The organism is Mycolicibacterium pallens (assembly GCF_019456675.1).
Taxonomy (GTDB): Bacteria; Actinomycetota; Actinomycetes; order Mycobacteriales; family Mycobacteriaceae; genus Mycobacterium; species Mycobacterium crocinum.
Window position 1 is genome coordinate 4,146,583 of record NZ_CP080333.1, and the last position, 24,405, is coordinate 4,170,987.

Below are 24,405 nucleotides of genomic sequence, written 5' to 3' on the forward strand. Positions count from 1 at the left end.
ACCGACAACGTGCCATGGTATTAGGGAGAGGCGCTGGCAGTGTTCTGGACCCAATGACGACCTGAGCCGGCAGCCAATGGGGTCGGCGTGAGCGCCCCGTTAAGCGGGTGTCTCGATGATGCGGGTCACATAAGGTGTCATCCCTGCCGTCCTCACCGGTGACACCTTGACCGGCACTCCGGTCTGTTGAGCTTCGAGCATTTGGCCGCCCCCAAGGTATATCGCTTCGTGCTGGCTGCCCCCCGGGCCCCAAAACAGTAGATCTCCTCGCTTGGCTTGCGTCGGCGGGACTTTGCGGCCGGCGTTGTACTGGTCTCCTGACCATCGAGGTAACAGGATGCCCACGCCGGCGAACGCGTAGCGCGTCAAGCCCGAACAATCGAAACCGATGGTGCTGGCACCCGAGTCAACACCGCTGCTAGGCCCAGTAAGGCTGCCGCCTCCCCACGAGTAGGGAACCCCGATCTGGGTGGCCGCCCGGCGGATCACGTACTCGATCGCCTGGCTGCCCGAGACCCGGCTCACGCTGGTGGGCGCGACACCGGCATCGGCGCCGCCCACCCCTAGACTGCGCAGAAATGAGCGTCCGAGCTCCACGGTGGTCTGTGCCGCCATCGCACTGGCGCGCGAAGACGCGTTCGCAATCGCCACCGGATCACCGGGTGCACCGGCACTGCTCACCCGGGGCAGGGTCGGGTCCCAAGTCTCGTCTGCTGAGTCTGCCGCAGCCATCGATGGAATCTGAAGTCCTAGCAGAGCCAGCGCGAGACAAATCGCGACTACGAGTCGACGATCGAGCCTCATTGATCACCATCCCTACCGCCCCGGCAAACGGCTGCCGATCGCGGCGCACCTTCCATGACGCCGATCGAACTCGGCTGCCGTCCAGCAGTCCGAATCATTACGTACCTACTCAGTACGTAGTGTTGACCTTCACGCTGTACGTTAACAGCGTCTATCGTCAGTTACGACGGTCCGCCGTATCACTTCAGTAACATCTGCCTTGTCGACCACAGCGTCGAGCTGGTCGGATGCCTAGCACCCGCTAGGTCGCGATGAACGGCATGCATCCACAGATTTGGTTCACCCTGGCGCGACGCCACTCCTATGCGCGACACGCTTCTAAGAGAATGGCTTTTCATCTACGTAGTAGTCCAGTATTGATGGGTGGTGGAGAACTTGGTGATGCCTGCGCCGGCCGCATTGGCGGTTGCGTTGATCGGCAATCATGCCGGTTGGATGGAAGTGATTGTCGATCACTTTCGGCGCGACGAAGTCACGATCGCGTTAGTCGACGACTGCTTCCGCGTCGTTGACATGATCGAGCGCGCGCAACCACACTTCATCGTTCTCGACGTCGACTCCGTCGATGCGGCCGTCTTGGAGGTGTGCCGGAAGGCCCGCGCCGTATCTGATGCCCACATCACCATCTGCTGCAGGCGCGGCGGTGAGGCGGTCGTCGTTGCAGGCTTCACTGCAGGCGCTGATGACGTGCTCACGGGACACCACAGCAGTCGGGAACTAGCGGCTCGAATGCGCGCTGTCATCCGCAGACACATGGCCGCCGCGACCGATTCGCCACTCGTTGATCGCGCGCCGCATCGGCGGTACACGTGTGGTTCATTGACTATTGATGTTGCGCAGCGCGAAGTCCAGGTCGCGGATGAGCATATTGACCTGACCAGAATCCAGTTCGACATTCTGGTCGAATTGGCCAAGCGGGGCGGGGCGGTGACTACTCGCGAGGATTTGGTACGGGCGGTGTGGGGCCCTCACGGGAAAGCCAATCTCGAATCGGTGACGATGCACGTCCGACAACTCAGACGAAGGCTCGGCGACGATCCCGAACGACCCGAGTTTGTATTCAGCGTCCGCGGCGTGGGCTATCGACTAGGGCCACAGGTGAAGCTTGGCGCAAACGCCGCACGAGGCGGACCTCGCTAGTGAACCACCCCATTTTCGGTCGCGGCCGATCACTCGGGACCGACACGGGTGCGCTTCGACGGCGGCAGCCGCCTTCATCCAGGAACATCGCCCAACTGCCGCGAAGTCGCAGTTAGCCTTCTCGGCACTCAACAAGCGGTGCAGGCTCTCGCAAGCACGACGGCATGCCGGCTCGCGAAAGCGCTTCGATGAAAGGCAATTCGGTCGCTCGTCACCAGCGCGAAGGCGAGCACGCGCGCAGGCGGATCACCGCGCTTCCGTGGTCACGCCTTTGCCACGAACCCAACCAGTGCGAATCCAACGAACACCAATAGTGCGGCCATCGGATAACCAATGAGGAGATCTTGGTAGCCGAGCAGGTGTAGTCGACCAAGATGGGTGATCATGTGCGCAATTCCCATGACTGCGCCGACAACAACTAAAGCCCACCCGGCCATCCGTCGTCGGCGTAGCCGCCGGTACTCCGGGGTGTAGATCGACTTCTGCGTAACGCGCGAGGACCGAGCAGGGGGGTTCGCACGACGAATCGGACTCACAAGCTCAACCTTTCGGAGTCAGGAAGCTCCTATTACTATAGCGACTAGTACTTAGTTCACACGTTGCCAGTCTTCGCGACGAGGCCGATACCGACCGAATCTGCGTGAGTCCTGCCAAGCCCGCTGTGCACGATTGGTAATCTAATGCGAGCCCGTACTGATCGAGGGCGTAGATCCGTCGACAGTCGACGAGATATGGAGAGCAAGTGAATTCGGCAAACATCGACATCGGGTTGGCCCGCTATTCGGACTGGGCGTTCACGTCGTCGGTCGTCGTGCTCGTCGGTGCGCTGCTGCTGCTGGCCGTGGAGCTCGCCTACAGCCGCGGCCGCAAGGTCGAGGCCCGCGAGCTCGTCTCCGCCGGAGTCACCGCCGACAGCGACCGCCCCGGCGTCGTCGTCGAGAACCAGAAACGCTCCACCGACGAACGCATCGGCAAGGCCGGCCTGTCGCTGGTCTACGTCGGCATCGCGCTGTTGTTCGTCTGCATCGTGTTGCGCGGGCTGGCCACCGCCCGCGTGCCCTGGGGCAACATGTACGAGTTCATCAACCTCACGAGCTTCTGCGGTCTGATCGCAGCCTCGATCGTCTTGCGCAGACCGCAATACCGCGCACTGTGGGTCTTCGTACTCGTTCCTGTGCTCATCCTGCTGACGGTCTCGGGCCGTTGGCTCTACACCAACGCCGCCCCGGTCATGCCGGCACTGCAGTCATACTGGCTGCCCATCCACGTGTCGGTGGTCAGCCTCGGCTCGGGTGTCTTCCTGGTCGCCGGTGTGGCGAGCATCCTGTTCCTGCTGAAGATGTCACCGCTGTCCGACCCCGACCGGGAAGGCCGGCTGGCGCAGATCGTGCAGCGGCTGCCCGACGCCCAGACCCTGGACCGAATCGCTTACCGCACCACGATTTTCGCGTTCCCCATCTTCGGCTTCGGCGTGATCTTCGGCGCCATCTGGGCCGAGGAGGCCTGGGGCCGGTACTGGGGCTGGGACCCCAAGGAGACGGTGTCGTTCATCGCCTGGGTGGTCTACGCCGCATACCTGCACGCCCGCTCGACGGCGGGCTGGCGCGACAAGAAAGCCGCCTGGATCAACGTCGTCGGCTTCGTCGCGATGGTCTTCAATCTCTTCTTCATCAACCTGGTGACAGCCGGCCTGCACTCCTACGCCGGAGTCATGTGATTCCGACGCCGTAATCGATAGTCAAGATTGGGTGTAGGGCGCTCGCTCACTGTGCCGAACTCTTGTCAGTTGCCGTCAAGCAGTTGCTGTTCTGCATGCGCCAGTTGCGCTTTGGTCCGCGGATCCACTGCTGGATAGTGGGGATTGAGCCCACGCAAAACATTCACGAGAACAGCCGAAGTGCACAGGTGGCCGAACCACTTCCGATCAGACGGAATCACATACCATGGCGCCCAGCGAGTGCTGGTGTGTGTCAGCATCTCCTCGAAAGCGACTTGATAGTCGTCCCAGAATGCGCGTTCTTGGAGGTCGGCGACGGAGAATTTCCAGTTCTTTTCAGGATTTTGAATCCGTGCTAGAAATCGACGGCTCTGCTCTGCCCGTGACAGGTTGAGGAAGAGTTTGATGATCGTGGTGCCGTTATCGGTCAGATGGCGCTCCCAGGCATTGATCGACCGAAATCGGTTGTGCCAGATATTATCTTCTTGCGGCACTGCCGATTGCGGCCATAGAGTCTCCGGATGCACCCGCGTGATGAGCACATTCTCGTAGTGAGATCGGTTGAATACCGCGATCCGACCTAATTCCGGAAGGACTCGCTGGTGGCGCCAAAGGTAATCGTGAGCGCGCTCGTGTGCAGAAGGGGCGGTGAAGTTGTAGACGTGAACCCCTTCGGGGTTGAGTCCACTCATCACATGCTTGATGGTGCTGTCTTTGCCGGCGGCATCGATCGCTTGAAGGATGATGAGCAATGCGCGGTCCGCGGAGGCGAGGAACTTGTCCTGAAGGTCCATCAGCACCCTTTTGGCGTCGAGAAGCGCGGCATCGTGTTCGTCCTTTCTGATGTGACGATCACGCAGGCCGGGGTCGAAGTCCTTGGCGAGGTTGACGACCGTCCCGGGTGCCACGAGGGTGCCGGCTGCCAAGTGTTCCCATTGAGGCGACAATCGCGTACTCGCAATCCTCTGATTAGTACTGCGGTGGATCGATCAAATCCACCGATGATCTTAGGTCTTGGGTGTGCCTCCCGACGATGGAACACCTGCGGCCGCAAGGCCTCAGTCCGCTGCGGATCGAATTGTTGTCTTCAGGTGGGTGGCGACTCGGCGGTGCCAGCATCGTGCCGACGACACACCGCCGGGAGTCGATGTAGTTGGGTTCGCCGGCAAGTGCCGATCAGTTGTACGGTTCGGTCGCCCGTGGACTGCCGACGTCCGAACGACGCAGTTTACCTTTTCACCTAGACAGATAATCAGATGGCGCATAGGCTGATCCACTGTCCGTTCCAGACACTTGCGCGAAGCGCGGAGATCGAGGAGAGCTTCTTCGTGACCGCATCAGAATCTCGTCCCGTGCGATCAACGCCTCGGTTACTGCAATTCCGGCGAAGTTTGTCACGCGAAGATAAACGGTCACTCGCCGCGATGTACTCATTGATCATTGCGCTACACGCGATCGGGTTCGGGGCGCTGTTCGCCTTGGTCGTCCCACACCACTATCGCCTCGGCGGCAACCATCCAGTCTTCACGGTCGGAGTCGGAATCCTTGCCTACACCTTCGGTTTACGTCATGCCTTCGACGCCGACCACATCGCCGCTGTCGACAACACCACCCGCAAACTGATCACCGACAATATCGAAGCAAAGGTCGCACACAAACCGCTGTCGGTTGGATTCTGGTTCTCCTTGGGCCACTCCACCATCGTGTTCAGCCTTGCCTTCCTCCTATCGGTAGGTGCGCGAGCGCTAATGGGCCCGGTCGAGGACAAGGCATCGCCCCTGCACACCGTCACGGGGATGATCGGCCCATCCATCTCGGGGGTGTTCCTCTGGATCATCGGAATCCTCAATCTTGTTGCTCTAATAGGCATCGTCAAAGTGGCCCGCGAACTGCGTCGGGGCCGCTACGACGAGGTTGCTTTGGAAAGGCACCTAAGCTCCCGCGGATTCATGAACCGCTTCCTGGGAGGGCTGACCAAGTCCGTGTCCAAGCCGTGGCATATTTACCCCATCGGAGTGCTGTTCGGGCTGGGCTTCGACACCGCCACCGAAGTCGGCCTGCTAGTGCTGGCCGGCGGAGCGGCCGTGTTCGACTTGCCGTTCTACGCTATCTTGGTGTTGCCGATTTTGTTCGCCGCTGGAATGTGCCTGATGGACACCACAGACGGCGTCTTTATGAATTACGCCTACGGCTGGGCATTCGCGAAACCGGTCCGCAAGATTTTCTACAACCTGACTATCACCTCACTGTCGGTAGCAATTGCGTTGATCATCGGCACCGTTGAACTGATCGGCGTCGTCGCCGTCCGCAGCCACATCGACTCCGGCCCTTTAGCGGCGATCGCTAACGTCAACCTCGACTACGTCGGCTACATCGTCGTCGGGCTCTTCATCGTCTCCTGGCTCGTCGCCGCGACTGTCTGGCGTTTCGCCCGCATTGAAGAACGCTGGTCCGCGAACCTCACTGCTTAGAGTTCCCTGTCCACGGATTTGCCGGCGCGGACCGTCCGCCCTAATCAGCATCTGAGTTCGCACGAGCCCTCGGATGGCCATCCGTGACCACACGGGGGCGCGGCCAGCGAGACGCCACCAGAACGAACATTCGGGCGGGCGAGACGCCACGATCGCGTACACCGCACGGTAGCCCGCAATCCCCTACACCGACGGTAGCTTTGGCCGATTGCGAGTCAGCGGATGCAACCGTGGAATGAACGCCGGTGTGCGCTGCGCATATTCGGTCCATTCGGCCCCGAACCACCTTGCCACGCTCCGCTCTTCGCTGCGTGCCAGCCGTGCGTAAACGTAAACCAATATCGGGAACATGATGAGGGTGGGTAGCGTCGGCCACTGCAACAGGAAGCCGACCATCACCATCAGAAAACCATCGTATTGCGGATGGCGTACGTACGCATACGGTCCCGTAGTGGCCAGGCGATCGGATTGAGCGGCGGTGTGCAGGTGGCGCCACCCGACAGCGATGAGCCAGAAGCCGCCGCCTATTGCCAGATAGCTAGCCAGATGAAAAGGGCTCAAATGCGGATCACCCGTCCAACCAATCAGGTCGTTCCACAGGTGCCCGCCAGCGTGCGTATCGCGTAACAGCGGATACCGGGAACCGAGCCAGCTGCCCAGGACATACACGGTCAGGGGAACCCCGTACATCTCTGTAAACAACGCGACCAGAAATGCGGTGTAAGCGCTCATAGCCCGCCAGTCCCGCTTGGTTCGCGGATGAAAGAAACTTAGCCCAAATACAGTGAACAGCAGGGTGTTCAATATCACCAGTGGCCACAAGCCATAGGCTCCGTCAGCCATCGTGGTTACCTTGGGTTCATTGGCGGGGTCACTGGCGACAAGTTACCGCCAGTATCGCGACGCCTGTGGGTCTCGCGGCTTTCAGCGCCGGCGCTGTGCGCGTGTCCTCCCCCATGACGAACATCATGAGCGGACACACCAGCACGGCCAGCGCGATCAGGGCCACTGACGCTGGTGCGCCCAGAATGACTGCAATTATCACCGCAGTCACTATGACGCCGATATACAACGACGTTCTCTGCATCACCTTCATTTGCCTGTCCTTCCATCAGTTCCGTCGCGCCCAGGATGCCGCATCTACGTATCTCGCCCGTAGAACCTGACGTCCCATCATGCTGTGACCTAGGTCCTGCACGAACGATGAGAATGAGGGACCGCAAGCACCCGTCGGCCTTGGCGAGGGCGCAGCCGCAGCGGGCTCGGCACGGCGACTTTCGCGCCGTCGATGGGCCGACGGCGGCTGCCAGCACGTGGTGATCCGGTATCCGATGACGATGCACCTCGTGCTCGCACACCATCGGGTCTTATCACGGCCGACCATTCCCCACCCCACCGGTGCTCCCCGAACCGGGGTGTACAGCAGGCGCGAGCCGCGAGCCGGCGGTCCGTTGGGCAGCCACAACGATGGCGGGTTGATCGGACGCCGGTCGCCGAAAGACCAAGCGGTAGGCGGCCAAGAATTCCCATATAAGGAACACGCCTAGGGCGGTGCGCTCGGCAATCCCCGGCACCCAGTGCATCTCGACCGCCACGAGCATCCACAACGTGGTCGCTCCGGCGAGGATCGCCAGCACGAGCGTGGGTCGCGCATATGCTCGCCAATCCGGGTGAAGCCGAAAGACCCCGGCGAAGACTAGGAGAGCCGCCAGTTCCACGAGGAACGATATGCTGACCGCGCCACTGTGCACCTGCCCGCTCACTGACGGCGGAGCGTAAGCCGGGTCGGTGCGAAAAACCCCGGCGATGAGCAGACCAATTCCGGCGGCGCCGAAGGCAAACGCACCCCAGCGGGCGCTGCGGCTCGTACCGAGGTCGACGCCCAGTCCAACAGCAAGGGCTACGTTCCCTACGCCGTGGCCAAGAACGGCGACGGTGAACAACGACCTGGTCCAGCCGTTGGCGTAATCGCTGACGAAGCCGTCGACCGGACTGATGTCGCGGCGAACAAGGTGAAGTGTGACCACGGCGGACAGGAATACGAATGCCCCGAGCACGCCGGCCATGCCACAGCTCCGCACGAGACCAGCGCCACGATGAAGGTGACCATGGGCTGACGATGTCTGTTGTCGAGTCATGATGGTCGACTTCCCTACTACGAAGACGAGCCGTTGAACGCAAACTACCACCACACCGCCCAAAGGAAGTTGCACTGAACTACTTAGTAACTACCCATACGGAGTTTCTGTTGCTTGGCGCCGGTCCCGGCGGCCTCCCGCATTGCCGAACGTTGGTCCACGATCGGAATACCCGGTCGGAATCAGCCGCTGCGCTGTCCTTCTGAGTGAGGTGTCGGAATTACCCGACAGCAAAAGTTGTAAGCCACGACGAAGACCACGCCGACGTAACCGCTGTAGAGAATGCTCCAGCCCAAACCAGTCGCGAAACCGATGAGGCTCCAGCTGAAACCGGGGAAGGCGGCCGCGAACGCAGTGTCGCTAAACGGCGAGTGCGCCACAGCGTTCCAGACAAAGCAGATGAAGTAGGTGGTGGAGCTCAACACCGCCAACGCGGCGCTGACTCGACTGATACTCAACTTGTTCATCATTGGCTCCGGGATTAGTCGTCGAACCCTCGTACTGTGCGATCAAATTCTTATCCCGATTGTGGGCGCTTACAGGGGTCTTGCGGCCCCGATCCGTCGCCGAAGGTCCCTCCATCGCATATGTTCTCGCACTAGTTGACTGCGGTGACCGCCTGGTGCGCATGTGTTGCTGACGTCGGGATCCTTGCGACGTTCCCGCTACATCGTCATCCCCCCGCATTGGCGTCAGCGACGACATTCATCCGTCGTGGCGGGGACCTATGTCCCTACCCGAGCAATTAGAGAGTGCGAATGATGGTTAGCAACCATGAAGGTGGACTACCTGCCGCTTCGGCAAGGGATTGAGGTGAGTGCGGTGACGATGACAGATAGTCTCGTCGTTGCAAGTCCATGGCTTTCCGCTGTCATCGGTGGTGCGGTGCTAGCCGCACTGATCGCGTCGGCTCTGCTGCTACGCGTGCGCGCCAAGCACCGACGCAGCGAAGCTGCTGCCGTGGCGCGGTGCCGAGGGATGGTTGCTGAAGCTCTCGTCGTTCGGCAGCGAGTGGCCGGGAAAATCGATTCCGACACCTACCAACAGCTGATGAACGACCTTGCAGCCGGGCGCCGTCCCTGATTCATACCGGTCGTCGCGTGACAGGCCTTCGGTCGAACGCCGCGTCTAGTACGCGCAGGCCGGTGCGGGTCTGGCGGATGGCTCGAGCATCATTGGCGCTCAGCGGTATTCGTCAGCGGGCGTAGGTCACTGGGCGGATGGCGGAGTGACATCGTTTTGCTTCTGACGTCCCGACCGCGCGACGATGGCCAATGCCGCGACGACGGTTGCATCCCCGATGAATTGTTCAGGGGTGACGGGCTCGCGCAGAATCAGCACACTCATTCCCACGCCGACCACGGGCACCAAAAGCGTCCACGACGTCACCGCGGTGATCGGGGCACGCCTCAACTCGGCGAACCAGGCCACATAAGGAAGCGCTGTTCCACCCACGGCCAGCACAAGGACGGCGACGACGAAGTTGATCGACCAGTTCGCGCGCGGAGGCCCGTCGATCGCGGTGGCCACACCGGCGAGCATCGCTGCGCCGATCAGGAATTGCCAGGCACCCAACGCCAGAATGTCGACGCCGGCCAGTCGTCGTGCCAGCAGCGCCCCCGCGGTGACGCCGCCAGCTGCCAGCAGCGCCAGCCAAGCGCCTCGCCCGCTACCCGCAGGAACCGCGATCAGCAGCAGCCCCCCAAATCCGATTGCGACCGCGACGAGCTCGAGAACGCTGGGCCGCTCGCCAAAGAGCCACCACGCCGGCAGAACCACCAGCAGCGCTTGCCCGTTGGCAAGCACCGCTGCCATCCCCGTAGTCGTCCCCGTCAGGCTGCCCGCCATCGCCGCGAAGGACACCACGACATTGAGGACGGCCAGCGCGACGATCAACATCCACAAAGTCCAGCTGGAGGTCGTCACGGGTCTCACGCCGCGACCCCTGACCAGCGTCAGCCCAAGAAGTACCGCCCCAGCAATGCACGCGCGCCAGGTGACAAACCACAGTACCGAGCCGCCGCGTGCGCCCCACTCCAGCAGAACGAAACATGATCCCCACGCCAGCGCAACGAACACCATCCGCATAGGTCTGACGCGGCCCAGCCCTGGCATGCCGGCGCCCGCGGGCCGGCCCCGACTGCTACCGCCTTGGGGTTCAGGTTTGCGAGACACAACAGCGGACGAGCGACGTGGCGGCGCGCAGTTGCAGCTCGATGCGGCTTCGATGACGTGACGTGCGCCGGTGCGCCTGACCTGCGCCCTCGAGCACGCTCCACCGCGCCTGCACGGCCACCGCGCTGCCGAGATCGGTCATCCGACAACGCGGCCAGTTGCCAGGGTGAGTCCTGTTCGGCGAGTTCTCTCCCACCATTCAGATGTACTCCACATGTCAGTACTAGCGCAGTCAATAGCAAGCGATAGAGTCTTAGAGATCCTGGCTAACAGCGACGGCAACGCCGTAGGACCACCCTACTGGGGCAGAAGTGCCGCCACAGGCACCGACCCAATCAAGCGTGATCGCTTCGGGTACCGCAATGTATCTTCGCTGTGTACTAACCTTGCTAGTAGAGCGTCGGCGGAGAACACCTGACACCACAAGGTGCCGGTACTCCACGCCGAGACGTCAGGGTGGTTCACAGGAGGCGCCTGATGTGGTCAACGCGAACACGATCGGGGTTTCTCGCCAGCCGATACCGTCGTGAACCCTGCTTGCGCAGCCGATACTGAGTCCACGTTGGTGAACTTCAAAGCCCCCATCGAGTCGACCCCGTGCGCACCATGTGTGGCCCGGCTGCACTCCCCCGGCGAGCGCCTGCACTACATGCGGGAACGGCTGCGCGATGAGACCGACCCGCTAGTAGCGCTGACTCATCTGCTACAGCTGTGTCGCGACGAGCATTCGGTGCTCTGGGCACAGGCCGCTGACCCTGACATCCGTAGCCGCGTCATCTCGGCCATCGCCCCAGTGCGGGCCATCGCCTCGACAGAGGCGCAAACCCCCCTGGGCGCCCCGCTGCGCGCCGCCCTGGTCAATGCCCTGGCAGTCGATGACGTCGCCGCCGTTTCGATCGCCCGTGGTTTGGCCCAGCTGCTCGACGAGTGTTTTCGCGGCAGCCTGGCCGCCTCGTTTCGACGGCGAAGCCCGTACCGGCCTGCCGTCGGCGACCCGATACCGTTGGGCGGACCCGATATTCGGAAGATCATCGAAATGCGCCCGACAGCCCCACCTTGGCGCCTGGCCAACCGACTCGATGAAACGCGCCATATTCGGCTGGCCGGCGAATGGGCCACGCAGTTCCAGGTTGTCTTCGACTACACCCATTTCCACGCCCTGCAGGGCATCATCACCCCGGACACCATCGTTGCGACGTGTCACCCCAACCGAAGCCTGGAGGAGTTCCGGTTGCCGAGCGACCCGACTGATGCGGCATTCCCAGTCGGACCACTCAATCCACGTCGACAACACCGACTTATCGATGCTTTGATCGGGCAGGCGGTTCACGCCGGAGCCTCCATCGTGGTGTTGCCGGAATTGTGCCTAACCCCGTCGTTGGCCCGCTCCCTTCGGCTGTGGACCCGCCGCGAAGGCGGTCCACAGCTACTGATAGCCGGAAGTTATCACCATCTGGGCGCAGCACCAGCGCGTCGACGCAACACCGCGACCGCTTGGGTTCGCGGACATCGACGCCCGATGACCCACGATAAACACTCCCCCGCCGAACACCCGATCAACGAAGACATCCAACCGCAAGGATTCCCCGAACTGCGGATCCACGTCAGCGCTGACGGCTGGCACCTGGTGATCGCCATCTGCCGCGACCTACTCAACCCGCAGGCCGTGCACACCCTGGCGGAGGCGGGCGCGAATCTCATCCTGGCGCCGGCGATGAGTGAACGGCTCACTCCCTTCACCGGTCAGATCGCGCATCTGGTCAGCTCGGGTCAGGCGCTGGTCGCCGTGGCCAACAATCCCGCCGAATGGAATCATGCCGGGCACCCCGAGCCGCACCATCCCGCCCGCGCTCTGTTCGGTCACCCTGGCTTGGGTCAACAGACGCGCCTCGTCGCCGCCCCCGATATCGGCCCCGGCATCGCCACCATGCACATCGGCTCCGCCTCCATCAGCTGGGCTCAAGCCCCAAGCGCCACACGGTCTGCACAGCACCGAAACGCTTCTCCCGCAGCACCGCTGGCGCCCCTGCCGCCCTGGGCGGTGTCGCTGGCCGACACGCTGCACCAGCGTTACCACGCGTTGGGTCAGCGCCTGCACGACCCGGTGACGCTGCGACCGGCGGCGGTGCTGGTCCTCCTTACCGAGGGCACCGCTGGGCTGCAGGTGACGCTCACCGAACGTGCCGCCGACCTGACCGACTACCCGGGCCGGCTCACGTTCCCTGGCGGTGGGCAAGACGCAGCCGACAACGGTCCGGTGGCGACCGCACTGCGCGAAGCGGCCGAAGAGATCGGTTTACAGTCCGACAGTGTCTATACCCTCGGTATTCTGCCGTCGATGACCGACCCCGAATCGAAGTTTCTGGTGACACCGGTACTGGCTTGGTCGTCTCACCCGCAATACAGTGGCGCGCTCAACGTCGCTGAAGTGACTTGCCTGCGCCATGTTCCACTCAGCCAGCTCAGCGCCCGCCACGACGACGAGGATCTGCCCGCCATGACATGTCGGCCAGATAGCACGCAGGGTCACCGAGCTCGCCTCGGTGTCCTGACGGCGGCCGTGCTCGATAGCGTGGCCGCCTTATTGAGCGCGCACCACCCCGCTTGACCGTGCACACCACACCCGTCGGCGATCGGGGTGACTAGAGGGACTATTCGGACGCGTGAGTTGACGGCTCCAGGGCCAATTGCGTTGTCTCCGTGCACCTGCATGCCGGTCCCACGGGCCAAAGCAAACGTCCTTGACGCATGCCGCACACGCCATGAGGCGTCCGCGATTCCGCGCAGTGAACCGACCTGCACCAGCGGCCGAACGCGACAAGCACCGTTCGACAGCACAGTCATCGCCGCCTCGGCAACGGCATGGTCCATGGGCGATTTAGGGACATGGAAAATCCCTGCCGCGCCACTTGGTGGAACGGCACGATAGAACGACTCATTCATTCACGCCCTACACACCGATGGCCGCATTGCAGACCCTGACGACCGACCGAACAGCCAGGCTTGTCCAGGCTGAAGCCCTACGTGCCGGTCGGCTCGGCCCATCCCCGCTGGCCGCCACCCTGGCCGCTTCACGCGAATTATTTCCGCACGCTGACCACCGCCCGTGACGACACCGAGTCGTTGCTCGGTACGCCGGGGGGCGGCGCGGGCTGCCGTAGCGCAGTCTGGCGTCGGCAATCCCGGCGGGTCACCGTGCGGTCGCTGGTTTAGCGCTTGTCTGGGATCGCGCCGCGCATAATAATCGCGGCGGTTGACACCTCAGTCAACGTGGCCCGGTGATCCCGATCGTCGGGATCCGACGTGTCGTCCGCATCGGTACCAGTGCAGGTGAACGGATGTGATCCCTGTTCGTCTCAACGCATTCTGTCAGGGTGTAGATGGTAGATCCGCCGTCGCACCATGGTGTGCGTCGACGTGATCGGGGCATTGCGGTGGACTACCGCTGATGTGCACGGCGGGTTCGACGGCGGGAGCCTGGGCTGCGGGGAGTGCCGCGATGTGGAAGCGGCGCAAGCGGTTTGCGTTGCTGACGACCGACAGGGAAGACAAGGCCATGGCCGCAGCGGCGATCATCGGCGACAGCATTACACCGAGGAGTGGATAGAGCACACCGGCAGCCACCGGGATGCCGACCGCGTTATAGATCAAAGCGAAGAACAGGTTCTGCCGAATGTTGCGCATTGTGGCGCGAGAAAGCCCGATAGCGGTAACCACGCCGGCCAGCGACCCGGAAATCAACGTGATATCGGCGGCCTCTATTGCGACGTCGGTACCGGTCCCGATGGCCAGGCCGACGTCGGCTTGGGCCAGGGCGGGTGCGTCATTTATGCCGTCACCGACCATTCCGACACGGCGGCCGTCGGCTTGGAGCCGGCGGACTTCGTCGGCCTTGTGCTCGGGCAGCACTTCGGCCAACACCTCGCGGACTCCGACCTGGCGCGCGATCGCCGCCGCGGTGCGCGCGTTGTCTCCAGTGATCATCACCACCTGCAGCCCCATGGCATCCAGCGCGGCAATCGCGGCAACCGAATCCGATTTGACCGTGTCAGCCACCGCGAGCACAGCAGCGGGTCGGCCGTCGACGGCGGCCAAGATGGGCGTCTTGCCCGAGGCGGCAAGGCTGGCACCGATCTGACCGAGTTCGCTTGATGTGACGCCGTTTTCGTCCAGCAGTGCCGCGGTTCCGACAAGTACCACGTGACCGGAAACGGTGGCACGGACACCTTTGCCGGTGATGGAGACGAACTCCTCAGCAGCAGGGACGTCCACCCCGCGCATCCGCGCCCCTGCCACGATCGCGCCGGCCACTGGATGCTCGCTGTCGGCCTCTGCGGAGGCCACCAGGGAGAGCAGGTCGCGGTCACTGAAGGGGTGAATCGCTACGACATCCGTCAGAGCGGGCTTGCCGGCCGTGATGGTGCCGGTCTTGTCCAGGACAATCGTGTCGAGACGATGCGCGGTCTCCAGAGCCTCAGCTGAACGGATCAGAATGCCGGCCTGCGCGCCCTTACCAGTAGCCACCATGATCGACAATGGTGTGGCCAGCCCCAGCGCGCACGGGCAGGCGATGATCAACACGGCCACCGCCGACACCAGCGCCAAGGTGAGCGCCGGAGCTGGGCCGGCCACAAACCACACGGCGAAAGTGGCGATGGCGATGGCGATCACCACCGGCACGAAGTAAGCCGAGATCGCGTCCGCCAACCGCTGAATGGGCGCCCGAGATGCTTGGGCTTGCTGCACCATCCGGATGATCTGGGCCAGCATGGTGTCAGCCCCAACTTTTCTGGCGCAGACGCGCAATGAGCCAGTGGTATTGACCGTCGCACCGATCACGGTGTCACCGGGGTGTTTTGTGACCGGCATCGACTCGCCGGTCACCATCGATTCATCGACTGCGGACTCGCCGGTTACGACAGTGGCATCGACAGGAATCTTTTCTCCAGGCCGGATGAGGATCTCATCCCCGACGACGACCTCTCCGACAGGGATCTCAGCCTCGGTCCCGTCGCGCAGAACCCGCGCAGTGCGGGCCTGAAGGCCCAAGAGAGCGCGGATAGCTTCTCCGGTACCGGCTTTCGCGCGGGCCTCCAGCAGTCGACCCACCATGATCAGAGTGATGATGACACCAACGGCTTCGAAATACACCTCGCGGAGGTTGGCTGGCAGTGCTGCCGGAGCCGCGGTAACCAGCAGGCTGTAACCGTACGCCGCCGCGGTCCCCAGGGTGATCAGGCTATTCATATCGGCGCTGCGGTGGGCAAGCGCCAACCATCCGGTGCGATGAATGGGCCAGCCAACGTAGAACATCACGGGGGTCGTCAACGCCAGCTGCACCCAGTGATTGAGTAGCAGCGCCGGCACCCACCGGGCGTCAAATGATGCGGCCATCACCGCATACAGAACAGGCGCGGTTAACAGGGCGCCGACCACGACCCTCCGGGTCAGGTCGGCGATTTCGGCGTGTTGTGCGGCGCGCTGCGCGGCTTCGACGTCTTCCGCCGGCCGTGGCGTCGCTCCGACTCCCGGCGCCGCCGAGCGCTCGTGGCGCACCCCGTCATCACCGTCATTCGGACTGACGACCAACGTGCCGTGGATCATGTTCATGCCGCACGCGAAGCCGAACGTGCCCGCGCGTTCAGGGGTGAACCGCACAACGGTCCGCTCATTGGCTGGCAGTGTGGCCGAGAGCTGCAGGTCAGGAAACACCACCCGCGATGTGCAGTCCCCCGATTCCTGGCGGTCAAATTCGATTTCCACCGGAAGACCCTGGTGGACCCGAACGACACTCGGGGTGTAACCACCGCGCACGGTTACCAACGCACGCTGCACTCCCCCGCTCATCTCGGCGTTATGGACACGGCGGGGTGCAAAGAAGTAGCAGGCCAATGCAATAACGACGAAAACCGCTATCAGCACCACAGCGATGTCGCTACCGGACATGAAAACCTCCTCTGTCCCAGACCGTCCGCGTTGCCAGGGCCAGGAGCGACCCACCTTTGGCCCGATGAGCGGCCCACAGTTGCTTTGCCACAGTGCCACCTCCAGTGCGAACATCCCGGTGGCTGTCGGTCTGTCCCTGCACACTGTCGCCCCATCGTGGCCACGTAGGTAGAGGCCTTCGGCCCTCCGAGTCAGGGCATCTGGCCTCTTCGACCCCTGACCGCCAGGACGCCGAACGTTCGTGCGGATATTCGAGTTCAGGGGTGGTCACGGTCGCGGATTGGGCCACCCTAGATGCCGATGACCCGCCGGTGCACCAGCTCGCGCGATCGGCGGCGTCAGTACTCGATCATCCGGGTGACATACGGTGTCATGCCGCTGGTGCGAACTGGGGAGACCTTGACGCTCGATCCGGTATAGGGAGCTTCGAGCATCATTCCGTCGCCGAGATACATCGCCTCATGCTGGCTGGCGTTGGGACCGTAGAAGATCAGGTCGCCTCGGCGCATTTGTGATGAGGGCACCTTGCGCCCCGCGTTGTACTGGCTGCCGGAGTAGTGGGGTAACTTGATACCGACCCCGGCGAAGGCATAGAGCATTAGTCCGGAACAGTCGAAACCGACGGTGCCTGCGCCATCATCAATCCCCCGTGATGGGCCGTTGGCGTTGCCCCCGCCCCACGAGTAGGGCACGCCAATTTGTGACATGGCGCGGCGTACAACGTATTCGGAGGCTTGCCGGCCATACAGCGTTGGAATTCGCCCGTTGGTTATACCTGGGTCGGCCGCCGCGGCGGGCTCTTGGAGGATACCGAGTTTCACTAGGAACTTTCGCCCTAAGTCGGCGGTGGCTTTCGCCGAGTTCGCCGACACCTGCAGCACCGAATTGATGATGACTAACGGATCCCCGGTGATATTGGCACTGGGCACCATCGGCAAGGTGGTGTCCCACTGGCCAACATCGTGCGAGGCAATCGAGCCCATCGGCGCACTCGCGCGGTCCCACTGATCCGCAACGGCCTGTCTGTCTGTTGTAGATGATGGCGTGCCGCTCACCGCCCGTAAGGAAGTCAGCTCAGCTTGTGCGGAATTGCGCTGCTGCACAACGTGAGTGACTTCGTTCTGCTGGGCAGCGAAGGTAGTTTTGGCTTCGGCGAGAGCCGCGACGGCACGGTCCTGGGCCCGTCGAGCGTCATCGGCAGCCCGCTCCGCATCGCGCTGAGCCGCGCGTGCCGCTGATTCCTGATTGACCGCTTCGAGACGCGCGCGCTGCAAATCAGCCATCGTCTGCTGGAAGCTTCGCGACAGGACCTCGCCAGCCGAGGCGGTGGCCAGAATATCCTCGGGGCTCGCTGGCAGCAGGTAGGTCTCGGACGGACCGTGAACGTAAACTGCGACGGCGAAGGCGTCAAAGCGTTCCTGCGCCCCGCGAATGGCCTGGGTTGCCTGCGCTACCGAACGCTCGCGCTTTTGCACGTCGCTCTGGGCGGCCGCGGCGGCGTCTCGAGCCCGACCGACCTCGTCGATTGCTTGATTCACGGCCTCGGTGCGGCTTTGAATCTGGGCACCTAGGTCTGCGAGCCGTTGATCGGCCTCGGCCACTTGGGCTACCAATGCGGTCACACTCGAGGGACCGGATTCTGATGGCAGGTGGGTCGCCGTCGCGACGCCGGTCCCGCCGGCCGTGAGGCATCCTGACATCACGGTCACGGCAACCCATCTACCCGTGCGCCACATCGATCCCTCCTGATGCGTCCTGATGACCCGCGTGGCCGCCGGTCGACTCAGCGATGTATGGAGAAACTCCGTACGTAATCGCAACGTACATCACATCAATCTCAAAGAGAACAAGGGTCACAGCATCCCCGGGCGCAAACCGGTAACAGATCGGCCTCGGGCTGGTCACACCGGCGGAGCTTCAGGAAACTGCGTTGTCAGCCATACCATCCTGTCGACCGCGCAAGCGCCTGGGGGTGAAACGAACGGGTCATCAAGAGCCCGTTAACCCAATCCGCTTATACCCCCAGAGGGTATATACTGACGGCGAGGAGGTAAAGATGACCGTTGTAGTTCAGGTTGCAGGAATGACTTGTGGACACTGCGTCAGCACCATTGAGCACGCGCTTTCATCAGTGGCTGGGGTGAAAGGTGCCAGTGTCGATCTCGCCACCGGCACGGTGACTGTAGACGGCGATGCCGACCTTTCTGCGATCACCACGAGCATCGTCGATGCAGGGTACGCCGTTCAAGGATCGGATCACGCGTCTCAAACGCCGCATCTGCCGTTGGCCGATCCACCGGGCGGCTGCTGCTGCGGCTGACAGCCCGTGCCTCACAGCCAGCGTCGGCAAGTTTGACGCCGCGCTGGCACGCCTGTCCAAGCGTCGCCGGGGGGCGGCCCTTCGCTCAGCAGTTGCGAGCATTCAGATGAGTGTGAGGACCAAAGTCTCTGCTGCTCAGGGGTGTTGGCATGGCCGACGATCCGTTTGGCCACTCACGCTAGCTGCCTAGTGGCGGATGTGATCGCGCAACACCGCTCGCCGCTGCTGAAATTCCGCTTCGTCGATCTCTCCGCGGGCGAAGCGGTCGGCCAGCAACTGCTCGGGTGACGATGCCGTAGGCGGCGGTGCAGCCGAGGCGTCTCGCGAACTATCGCTGAGGTAACGGATCAACGCAACGATGCCAACGATCAGCAACGCCCAGAAGAGAATCATCCCAATTCCCATGCCTGCATAGCCCCACCAACCCATATTGTGGTCGTACCAGAACATCATGATCACTCCTTCGACGGTTCTCGTTTCCAGTGTGCGACACCCGAACCCTTGTACGCAGGGCCTATCGCCCTGCGCACAGGGGTCTTTGGCCACTTCGGCCGTGCGCGGCAGTGCGGACCATGTCCGCAGCCAGACAGTAGATGCTGCGGCAGAGGACCCCTCGGTGGCCCCGTCGGGCATCCCCTGCCGGTCGTCGGTAGGCATACTTAGCACGCGGCGATGTCTCCACTCGGCGCCGGCCGGTCGATTGAGATTCGACAGGGAACAGGGTAGGTACTGTGCATTCCACCGCGCACCCGGGAAGCGTTGATGTACAACAGTTTCGGCTGTCGGGCGAAATAGACTTGAAGCCAACCGCAGAGCCAAGCTCGATTACGACATCACGTCCGCATTTCGACATGCTCCGGTGCCCCAGCTGAATCCGCGGGTGGCGGGGAGGGCAGTTTGAGGCGCTTAAGCATCAGCGCGTTGACCGCCACGATCAAACTCGATCCTGACATCGACAACGCCGCGATTTCCGGTCTCAAGACCAGCCCGAACAGCGGCTGAAAGACCCCTGCCGCGATTGGTAGCGCGATAACGTTGTAGCCCACGGCCCAGCCGAGGTTCTGCCGCATCTTGCGCAACGTACCGCGGCCGATCCGCAGGGCGATCGGTACGTCCAGGGGGTCGGAACGCATTAGCACCAGGTCAGCAGTCTCTATAGCGACGTCAGTGCCCGCTCCGATCGCGACGCCCAGATCGGCTTGGGCCAGCGCGGGCGCGTCATTGACGCCATCGCCGACCATGGCCGCTTTCTTGCCCTGCTGTTGCAGCTGCGCGATCTTGGCCGCCTTGTCCCCAGGCAGCACTTCCGCGATGACGGTGTCGATGCCGAGCTGATCGGCGATGCGGGCGGCGGTCGCTTGATTATCGCCGCTGAGCATGACGACCTGCACATCCAACTCATGCAGTGCGGTGACGGCTGCGGCAGAGGTCTCCCGCGCCGCGTCAGCCAAGGCGACCACTCCGACTCCGTGACCGTCGACGGACACCAGCACCGCGGTGCGTCCGGTAGCGGCCAACTCGTCGCGGCGGACCATCATATCGGCGAAATCCACCTCCTCCTCGAGCATCAATTTGCGGTTCCCCACCGCTACCTTTCGGCCGGCCACCGTAGCGATAGCTCCCTGACCAGGCACATTGCGGAAGCTCGTCAGTTGGGCCGGGCTGATGCCACGGTCAACGGCGTAGCGCACGATCGCAGCGGCCAGGGGATGTTCGGACTCAGTTTCCACCGCAGCGACCAGAGCCAGCAGCTCCTCCTCGGACATGCCCTGGACAACCAGGTCGGTGACCTCCGGTTCACCTTTGGTCAACGTGCCTGTCTTGTCCATGACAACGGTGTCAATGCGCGCAGAGGTCTCCAGCGCAGTGGCGTTCTTGAACAAGACGCCCCGCTTTGCACCCAAACCCGTGCCCACCATGATCGCCGTGGGCGTAGCCAGGCCCAGTGCGTCCGGGCAGGTGATGACCACCACCGTGATAGCGAACAGTAGCGCCGCCTGAACCCCTGCGCCGACGGCCCACCACACCAGGAAGGTGGCCGTCCCCCCAACCAGTGCCACCAAAACAAGCCAGAACGCTGCTCTGTCGGCCAGACGCTGCCCGGGTGCCTTCGAGTTCTGCGCCTCCTGGACCATCGCCACGATCTGAGCCAAGACCGTGTCGGATCCGACCTTGGTGGCGCGAACCCGGAGTGTCCCGGTGGTGTTGATCGACGCACCGATCACTGCTGACCCTTCGGACTTGTGCACCGGAAGACTCTCCCCGGTCACCATCGACTCGTCGACCTCGGAGATGCCGTCTTCGACGGTGCCGTCGACGGGAATCTTGGCGCCGGGACGAATGAGCAGCAGGTCGCCTGCAAGGACGTCAGCCGTCGGGATCTCGACGGTCTCGCCCTCACGCACCACAACGGCCATTGGGGGAGCCAACTCCAACAGGGTGCGGATCGCCTCGTTGGCGCCGCCACGGGCGCGCATTTCGAACCAATGTCCCAGCAGCACAAAGGTTGTCAGCACGGCGGCTGCTTCGTAGAACACATCGCCCCCGCCGGTCAATGTCACGCCGACGCTATAGAGCCAGCCCGCCCCGACAGCGACGGCAACCAGCACCATCATGTCCAGCGTGCGGGCTCGCAAGGCCCGCCACGCGCCATCAAAGAAGATCCAGCCGGAGTAGAAGACCACGGGCAGACTCAGCAACAAAGTGAATACGTCGTCGCGCATCCCGAATGGAGCGGCAACGGTGAAGCCGAACATGTCGCGGCCCATCGGTGACCAGAGCATGATTGGGATGGACAACACGAGCGCGACGAGAAAGCGGTTACGCATGTCGCGGACCATGGCATCCATCGACATCCCGGCGTGCCCGCCGTGGCCCATCACCTCCTGCGGGGCCCGTTGGGGTGTCGCACCATGGGCGTGCGGTCCATGCTCAACCCCTGCCACGTGCTGTGTCGGCCGATCGGTAGGTTCCGACATGGGATCGCATACGTGATCCGGGACTGACCGCCCTGAACAGTGAAATCCGCAGTCACGCACCCACTCTGACAACGCGGCGACTGAGGTGATCGAAGGGTCGTACACCACAGTGGCGGTTTGACTGACGGCATTGGCCTGCACCGCGGACACCCCCGGGCGGCGCAGCAGGGTCGACTCGATAACTGTCGCAGAACTGGCCCACGTCAACCCGTGCACATCCAGCACTACCGTCGTGGTCATCGTCTCGCCTCGCCACCGGTGGCGGGCGAACGTCCCGCCTCAGTTTGTCTGTCCGACAAGATTCTGTTCCTTCCGACCCTTGTAGTTGCCACCTCCGCGGCATGCGGCACCATCATGCGCATGCGTACGTGCCGATCGTCGGCGCCGAGCCGTCGCGGCCGGTCTCGGTATTCTGCGCCCCGGGCCACTACTCGCGCCCCGCCTTTCGGGGTATTGACATCGCCCGCCTGAGCCATCTGAGGTCGGCGAGGGAGCGGATTGCTGCGGCGAGGATGACCGCCAATGCCAGCCGTCGGCCGGTGGCCTCGAGCCGGCTAATGAGCGGTTCGAGTTCCTCAGCACGCAGATGCAGGTCCGGGCCGGCTTGTACGGCCTGCCGCAGTTCGGTAAGGCGGTCGGGAACATCCGCGAGGAATTCCAGGGCGTCGGCGCCCGCGCTCCGCAGCTGGCGTGCAAGATGCTCGGGGCTGTACCGGGCGGCGATCAAACGCTCGGCCTGGGGAGCGATGACCTCAGCGAACTGGAACTTCGGATCGAGCTCCTCAGCCAGGCCTTCCGCCATCACCAGGGTCTTGCACAACAGCGCTAGTTCGCGCGGCAGCACGAGATGATGACGCCGCGCCACCCCAAGAACGTCCTGGGTCGCTTCCGCGATCGGAATCTGCCCCAGATCCGCGTCGGTGTAACGCTTGATGATCGGGGACAGATCTGCCCTCAGCGCAGACACATCCGCGCGCCGACCCGCACTCAACGAACTGACTGCTGCCGCCACCGCACCGGGATCGCGCCTGATGACCCCAAGCAGTAACGCGCCCAACCGGTCACGCAGCTGCTCGTCAACTTCGCCGACCATCCCGAAATCGATCAAGGCGATTCCGCCGTCATTCTCAACGAAGAGATTCCCCGGGTGCGGATCAGCATGGAAGAACCCGTCTTGAAATATCATCTGTGTTGCGATTCGGGCTGCCCGGGAGGCCAACGCCGCCCGATCGATGCCGGCGGCGTCCAGCGCCGCTACATCGTTGACTTTGATGCCATGCATTCGTTCAAGGGTCAAGACCCGGGAAGTGGTTGTCTCCCAATAGATTCGCGGTACCCTCACTGTTGGATCGTTGAGGAAGTTGGCGGCGAACCGCTCAGCGTTGCGCCCTTCCTGCAAATAATCCAGCTCAGCGCGCAATGTGTGCGCGAACTCCTCGGCGATACCGACCAAATCGTAGTCGGCGGCCAGATCCGAACGCCGGCTCGCTCGCGCAGCCAAGTTACGTAGCGTCTCCAAGTCCTCGGCAACCTGCTCGACAACATGAGGACGGCGGACCTTCACCACTACTTCGGTGCCGTCGCGCAACGTCGCCGCGTGCGCCTGTCCGAGCGATGCACTGGCCAACGGCTTCAGTTCGAAAGACGCGAACACTTCTGACGGAGGTCCACCCAATTCGCAATGGATCACCTCGCTGATTTGTGTCGCAGCCACCGGTTTCGCATCGTCTTGTAAGGCCACCAACTCCTGACGGTAGTTGTCTGGCAGCAGATCCGGGCGTGTCGACAACACCTGCCCCAACTTGATATAGGTCGGGCCGAGCTCTTCGAGCGCCAAGCGCAAGTGCTCTGGAGTTGAGTACGGCTGCCCGCGGCGCTCATGGCCCAACAATCCGTGATGCAGCGGTACCCAACGCTGCAATCCCGCGACCCCGATGAATGCGCCAAAACCATGACGGGCCAGAGTATCGGCTATTCGGCGGTAGTGCTGCACGCCGGACATGTCCTATACCGCCCCGCCGCCACGGCGCTCCACAATCCCGGCAAACCGCAAAAGACCGGCCGCTTCGAGCTGCGGCGGGTCCTTCCACTCCAGAGTCAGCGATAGAGCAGTTGTCCTCGCGATGGACGCCGCCCCGCGCCGGCCGTGTGCGACAGCGATACCGATCGATTCCATCCGCTTACGACCCCTCGGGCGTTGCATCGTCACCTACTAAGGCACATCGTAGTAACTTATGGACCGGCTGGCTTGGCCAATGACTTTGGTCCCTGCACCAGGGGACCCGTGACCCGTAGTACATACCGCGGCGGAAGCGCACGCTGGATAATCACAGCACCTTCAGGAAAGGATCCGACCATGCCGAAATATTTTTGGGGGTATCTCGCAATCGTTGCCGCCGCGGTCGTCGCAGCGATCGCGTTCGGAGCATCCGCCACCACCGTCCTGATCGGGCTGGCCGTGTTGGTCTGCCCCGCAATGATGTTCTTCATGATGGGTTCGATGGGTTCGATGGGTTCCGGCCACGGCGGTCACGGCAGCGACCACACCCCAACTGATAACGAGCACCACACCTCCCGGCCGTGAAGCGCGCCATCGATCGCGACTGCTTGTAGTGCCCGACGCCTCTCGTCACCGTACAGCCGTCCAGCGTTAAGGGTGCGCCTAGATGGTGTTCGTACCGTCGAGCGCCGAGCGTCGGCGCGCGGACCCGCACGG

General features: G+C 62.9%; 20 protein-coding genes. 7 read left to right on the plus strand and 13 right to left on the minus strand.

Features of this window, described 5'->3' with window-relative positions:
- Window positions 1-99: 99 nt before the first annotated feature.
- The gene (ripB, locus tag K0O64_RS20275) at window positions 100-804 is read right to left on the minus strand and encodes an NlpC/P60 family peptidoglycan endopeptidase RipB (RefSeq protein ID WP_220045706.1); all 705 of its coding nucleotides are present in this window, start codon (window positions 802-804) and stop codon (window positions 100-102) included.
- 363 nt (window positions 805-1,167) lie between these two features.
- Between ripB and K0O64_RS20280 the strand changes: the two genes are divergently transcribed.
- Together K0O64_RS20280 and ccsB are read left to right on the plus strand one after the other, a co-directional pair.
- Window positions 1,168-1,944, plus strand: coding sequence for a winged helix-turn-helix domain-containing protein (locus K0O64_RS20280; RefSeq protein ID WP_096311905.1), 777 nt, complete (start codon window positions 1,168-1,170; stop codon window positions 1,942-1,944).
- A gap of 742 nt (window positions 1,945-2,686) precedes the next feature.
- Entirely contained in the window at window positions 2,687-3,661 is a 975-nt protein-coding gene (ccsB, locus tag K0O64_RS20285) for a c-type cytochrome biogenesis protein CcsB (RefSeq protein WP_096311906.1), read from the plus strand.
- Window positions 3,662-3,726: 65 nt separating this feature from the next.
- Here the strand turns inward: ccsB and K0O64_RS20290 are convergent, their stop codons facing one another.
- A complete protein-coding gene (locus tag K0O64_RS20290; RefSeq protein WP_225933496.1) occupies window positions 3,727-4,587 on the minus strand; it encodes a PPK2 family polyphosphate kinase in 861 nt (286 codons plus the stop codon).
- A gap of 426 nt (window positions 4,588-5,013) precedes the next feature.
- Here K0O64_RS20290 and nicT point away from each other — a divergent pair, with 426 nt between their 5' ends.
- Entirely contained in the window at window positions 5,014-6,132 is a 1,119-nt protein-coding gene (nicT, locus tag K0O64_RS20295) for a Nickel transporter NicT (RefSeq protein WP_486348150.1), read from the plus strand.
- Window positions 6,133-6,315: 183 nt separating this feature from the next.
- Here the strand turns inward: nicT and K0O64_RS20300 are convergent, their stop codons facing one another.
- The 4 genes from K0O64_RS20300 to K0O64_RS20315 form a co-directional block, all read right to left on the minus strand.
- Window positions 6,316-6,975 carry a methyltransferase family protein gene (locus K0O64_RS20300; protein WP_096311909.1) on the minus strand — a complete coding sequence of 220 codons (660 nt, stop codon included), beginning with the start codon at window positions 6,973-6,975 and terminating at the stop codon, window positions 6,316-6,318.
- Between the two features lie 28 nt (window positions 6,976-7,003).
- On the minus strand, window positions 7,004-7,228 hold the full coding sequence (locus tag K0O64_RS20305) for a hypothetical protein (RefSeq protein WP_096311910.1): 225 nt from the start codon (window positions 7,226-7,228) through the stop codon (window positions 7,004-7,006).
- 274 nt (window positions 7,229-7,502) lie between these two features.
- Window positions 7,503-8,198, minus strand: a complete 696-nt coding sequence (locus K0O64_RS20310; protein WP_164520112.1) for a DUF998 domain-containing protein — start codon at window positions 8,196-8,198, stop codon at window positions 7,503-7,505.
- Window positions 8,199-8,452: 254 nt separating this feature from the next.
- Window positions 8,453-8,737 carry a hypothetical protein gene (locus K0O64_RS20315; protein WP_096312946.1) on the minus strand — a complete coding sequence of 95 codons (285 nt, stop codon included), beginning with the start codon at window positions 8,735-8,737 and terminating at the stop codon, window positions 8,453-8,455.
- A 307-nt stretch (window positions 8,738-9,044) separates the two neighbouring features.
- Between K0O64_RS20315 and K0O64_RS20320 the strand changes: the two genes are divergently transcribed.
- The gene (locus tag K0O64_RS20320) at window positions 9,045-9,353 is read left to right on the plus strand and encodes a hypothetical protein (RefSeq protein WP_096311912.1); all 309 of its coding nucleotides are present in this window, start codon (window positions 9,045-9,047) and stop codon (window positions 9,351-9,353) included.
- Between the two features lie 126 nt (window positions 9,354-9,479).
- Here K0O64_RS20320 and K0O64_RS20325 read toward each other — a convergent pair whose 3' ends face one another.
- Together K0O64_RS20325 and K0O64_RS20330 are read right to left on the minus strand one after the other, a co-directional pair.
- Window positions 9,480-10,385, minus strand: coding sequence for a DMT family transporter (locus K0O64_RS20325; RefSeq protein WP_321189713.1), 906 nt, complete (start codon window positions 10,383-10,385; stop codon window positions 9,480-9,482).
- Window positions 10,386-10,428: 43 nt separating this feature from the next.
- Window positions 10,429-10,587: a hypothetical protein gene (locus tag K0O64_RS20330; protein ID WP_164520113.1), complete on the minus strand. Its 159-nt coding sequence runs from the start codon at window positions 10,585-10,587 to the stop codon at window positions 10,429-10,431.
- A 423-nt stretch (window positions 10,588-11,010) separates the two neighbouring features.
- Between K0O64_RS20330 and K0O64_RS20335 the strand changes: the two genes are divergently transcribed.
- On the plus strand, window positions 11,011-13,053 hold the full coding sequence (locus K0O64_RS20335; protein ID WP_225933497.1) for an NUDIX domain-containing protein: 2,043 nt from the start codon (window positions 11,011-11,013) through the stop codon (window positions 13,051-13,053).
- A 761-nt stretch (window positions 13,054-13,814) separates the two neighbouring features.
- Here the strand turns inward: K0O64_RS20335 and K0O64_RS20340 are convergent.
- Both K0O64_RS20340 and ripA read right to left on the minus strand, forming a co-directional pair.
- Window positions 13,815-16,391 carry a heavy metal translocating P-type ATPase gene (locus K0O64_RS20340; RefSeq protein WP_096311913.1) on the minus strand — a complete coding sequence of 859 codons (2,577 nt, stop codon included), beginning with the start codon at window positions 16,389-16,391 and terminating at the stop codon, window positions 13,815-13,817.
- 338 nt (window positions 16,392-16,729) lie between these two features.
- Window positions 16,730-18,127, minus strand: coding sequence for an NlpC/P60 family peptidoglycan endopeptidase RipA (ripA, locus tag K0O64_RS20345; RefSeq protein ID WP_096311914.1), 1,398 nt, complete (start codon window positions 18,125-18,127; stop codon window positions 16,730-16,732).
- 320 nt (window positions 18,128-18,447) lie between these two features.
- Here ripA and K0O64_RS20350 point away from each other — a divergent pair, with 320 nt between their 5' ends.
- A complete protein-coding gene (locus K0O64_RS20350; RefSeq protein WP_096312949.1) occupies window positions 18,448-18,711 on the plus strand; it encodes a heavy-metal-associated domain-containing protein in 264 nt (87 codons plus the stop codon).
- Window positions 18,712-18,897: 186 nt separating this feature from the next.
- On the opposite strand, the gene K0O64_RS20355 is transcribed toward K0O64_RS20350, so the two are convergent.
- The 3 genes from K0O64_RS20355 to K0O64_RS20365 all read right to left on the minus strand — a co-directional run bounded on the left by K0O64_RS20355 (window position 18,898) and on the right by K0O64_RS20365 (window position 23,691).
- Complete coding sequence (locus K0O64_RS20355; protein ID WP_096312950.1) at window positions 18,898-19,164, minus strand: SHOCT domain-containing protein; 267 nt, start codon at window positions 19,162-19,164, stop codon at window positions 18,898-18,900.
- A 380-nt stretch (window positions 19,165-19,544) separates the two neighbouring features.
- Window positions 19,545-21,929 carry a heavy metal translocating P-type ATPase gene (locus tag K0O64_RS20360; protein ID WP_096311915.1) on the minus strand — a complete coding sequence of 795 codons (2,385 nt, stop codon included), beginning with the start codon at window positions 21,927-21,929 and terminating at the stop codon, window positions 19,545-19,547.
- Window positions 21,930-22,116: 187 nt separating this feature from the next.
- Entirely contained in the window at window positions 22,117-23,691 is a 1,575-nt protein-coding gene (locus K0O64_RS20365) for an ABC1 kinase family protein (RefSeq protein WP_220045707.1), read from the minus strand.
- Between the two features lie 354 nt (window positions 23,692-24,045).
- Here K0O64_RS20365 and K0O64_RS20370 point away from each other — a divergent pair, with 354 nt between their 5' ends.
- Window positions 24,046-24,273 (plus strand): hypothetical protein, encoded by a 228-nt coding sequence (locus K0O64_RS20370; protein ID WP_096311917.1) that lies wholly within the window; start codon window positions 24,046-24,048, stop codon window positions 24,271-24,273.
- Window positions 24,274-24,405: the final 132 nt, after the last annotated feature.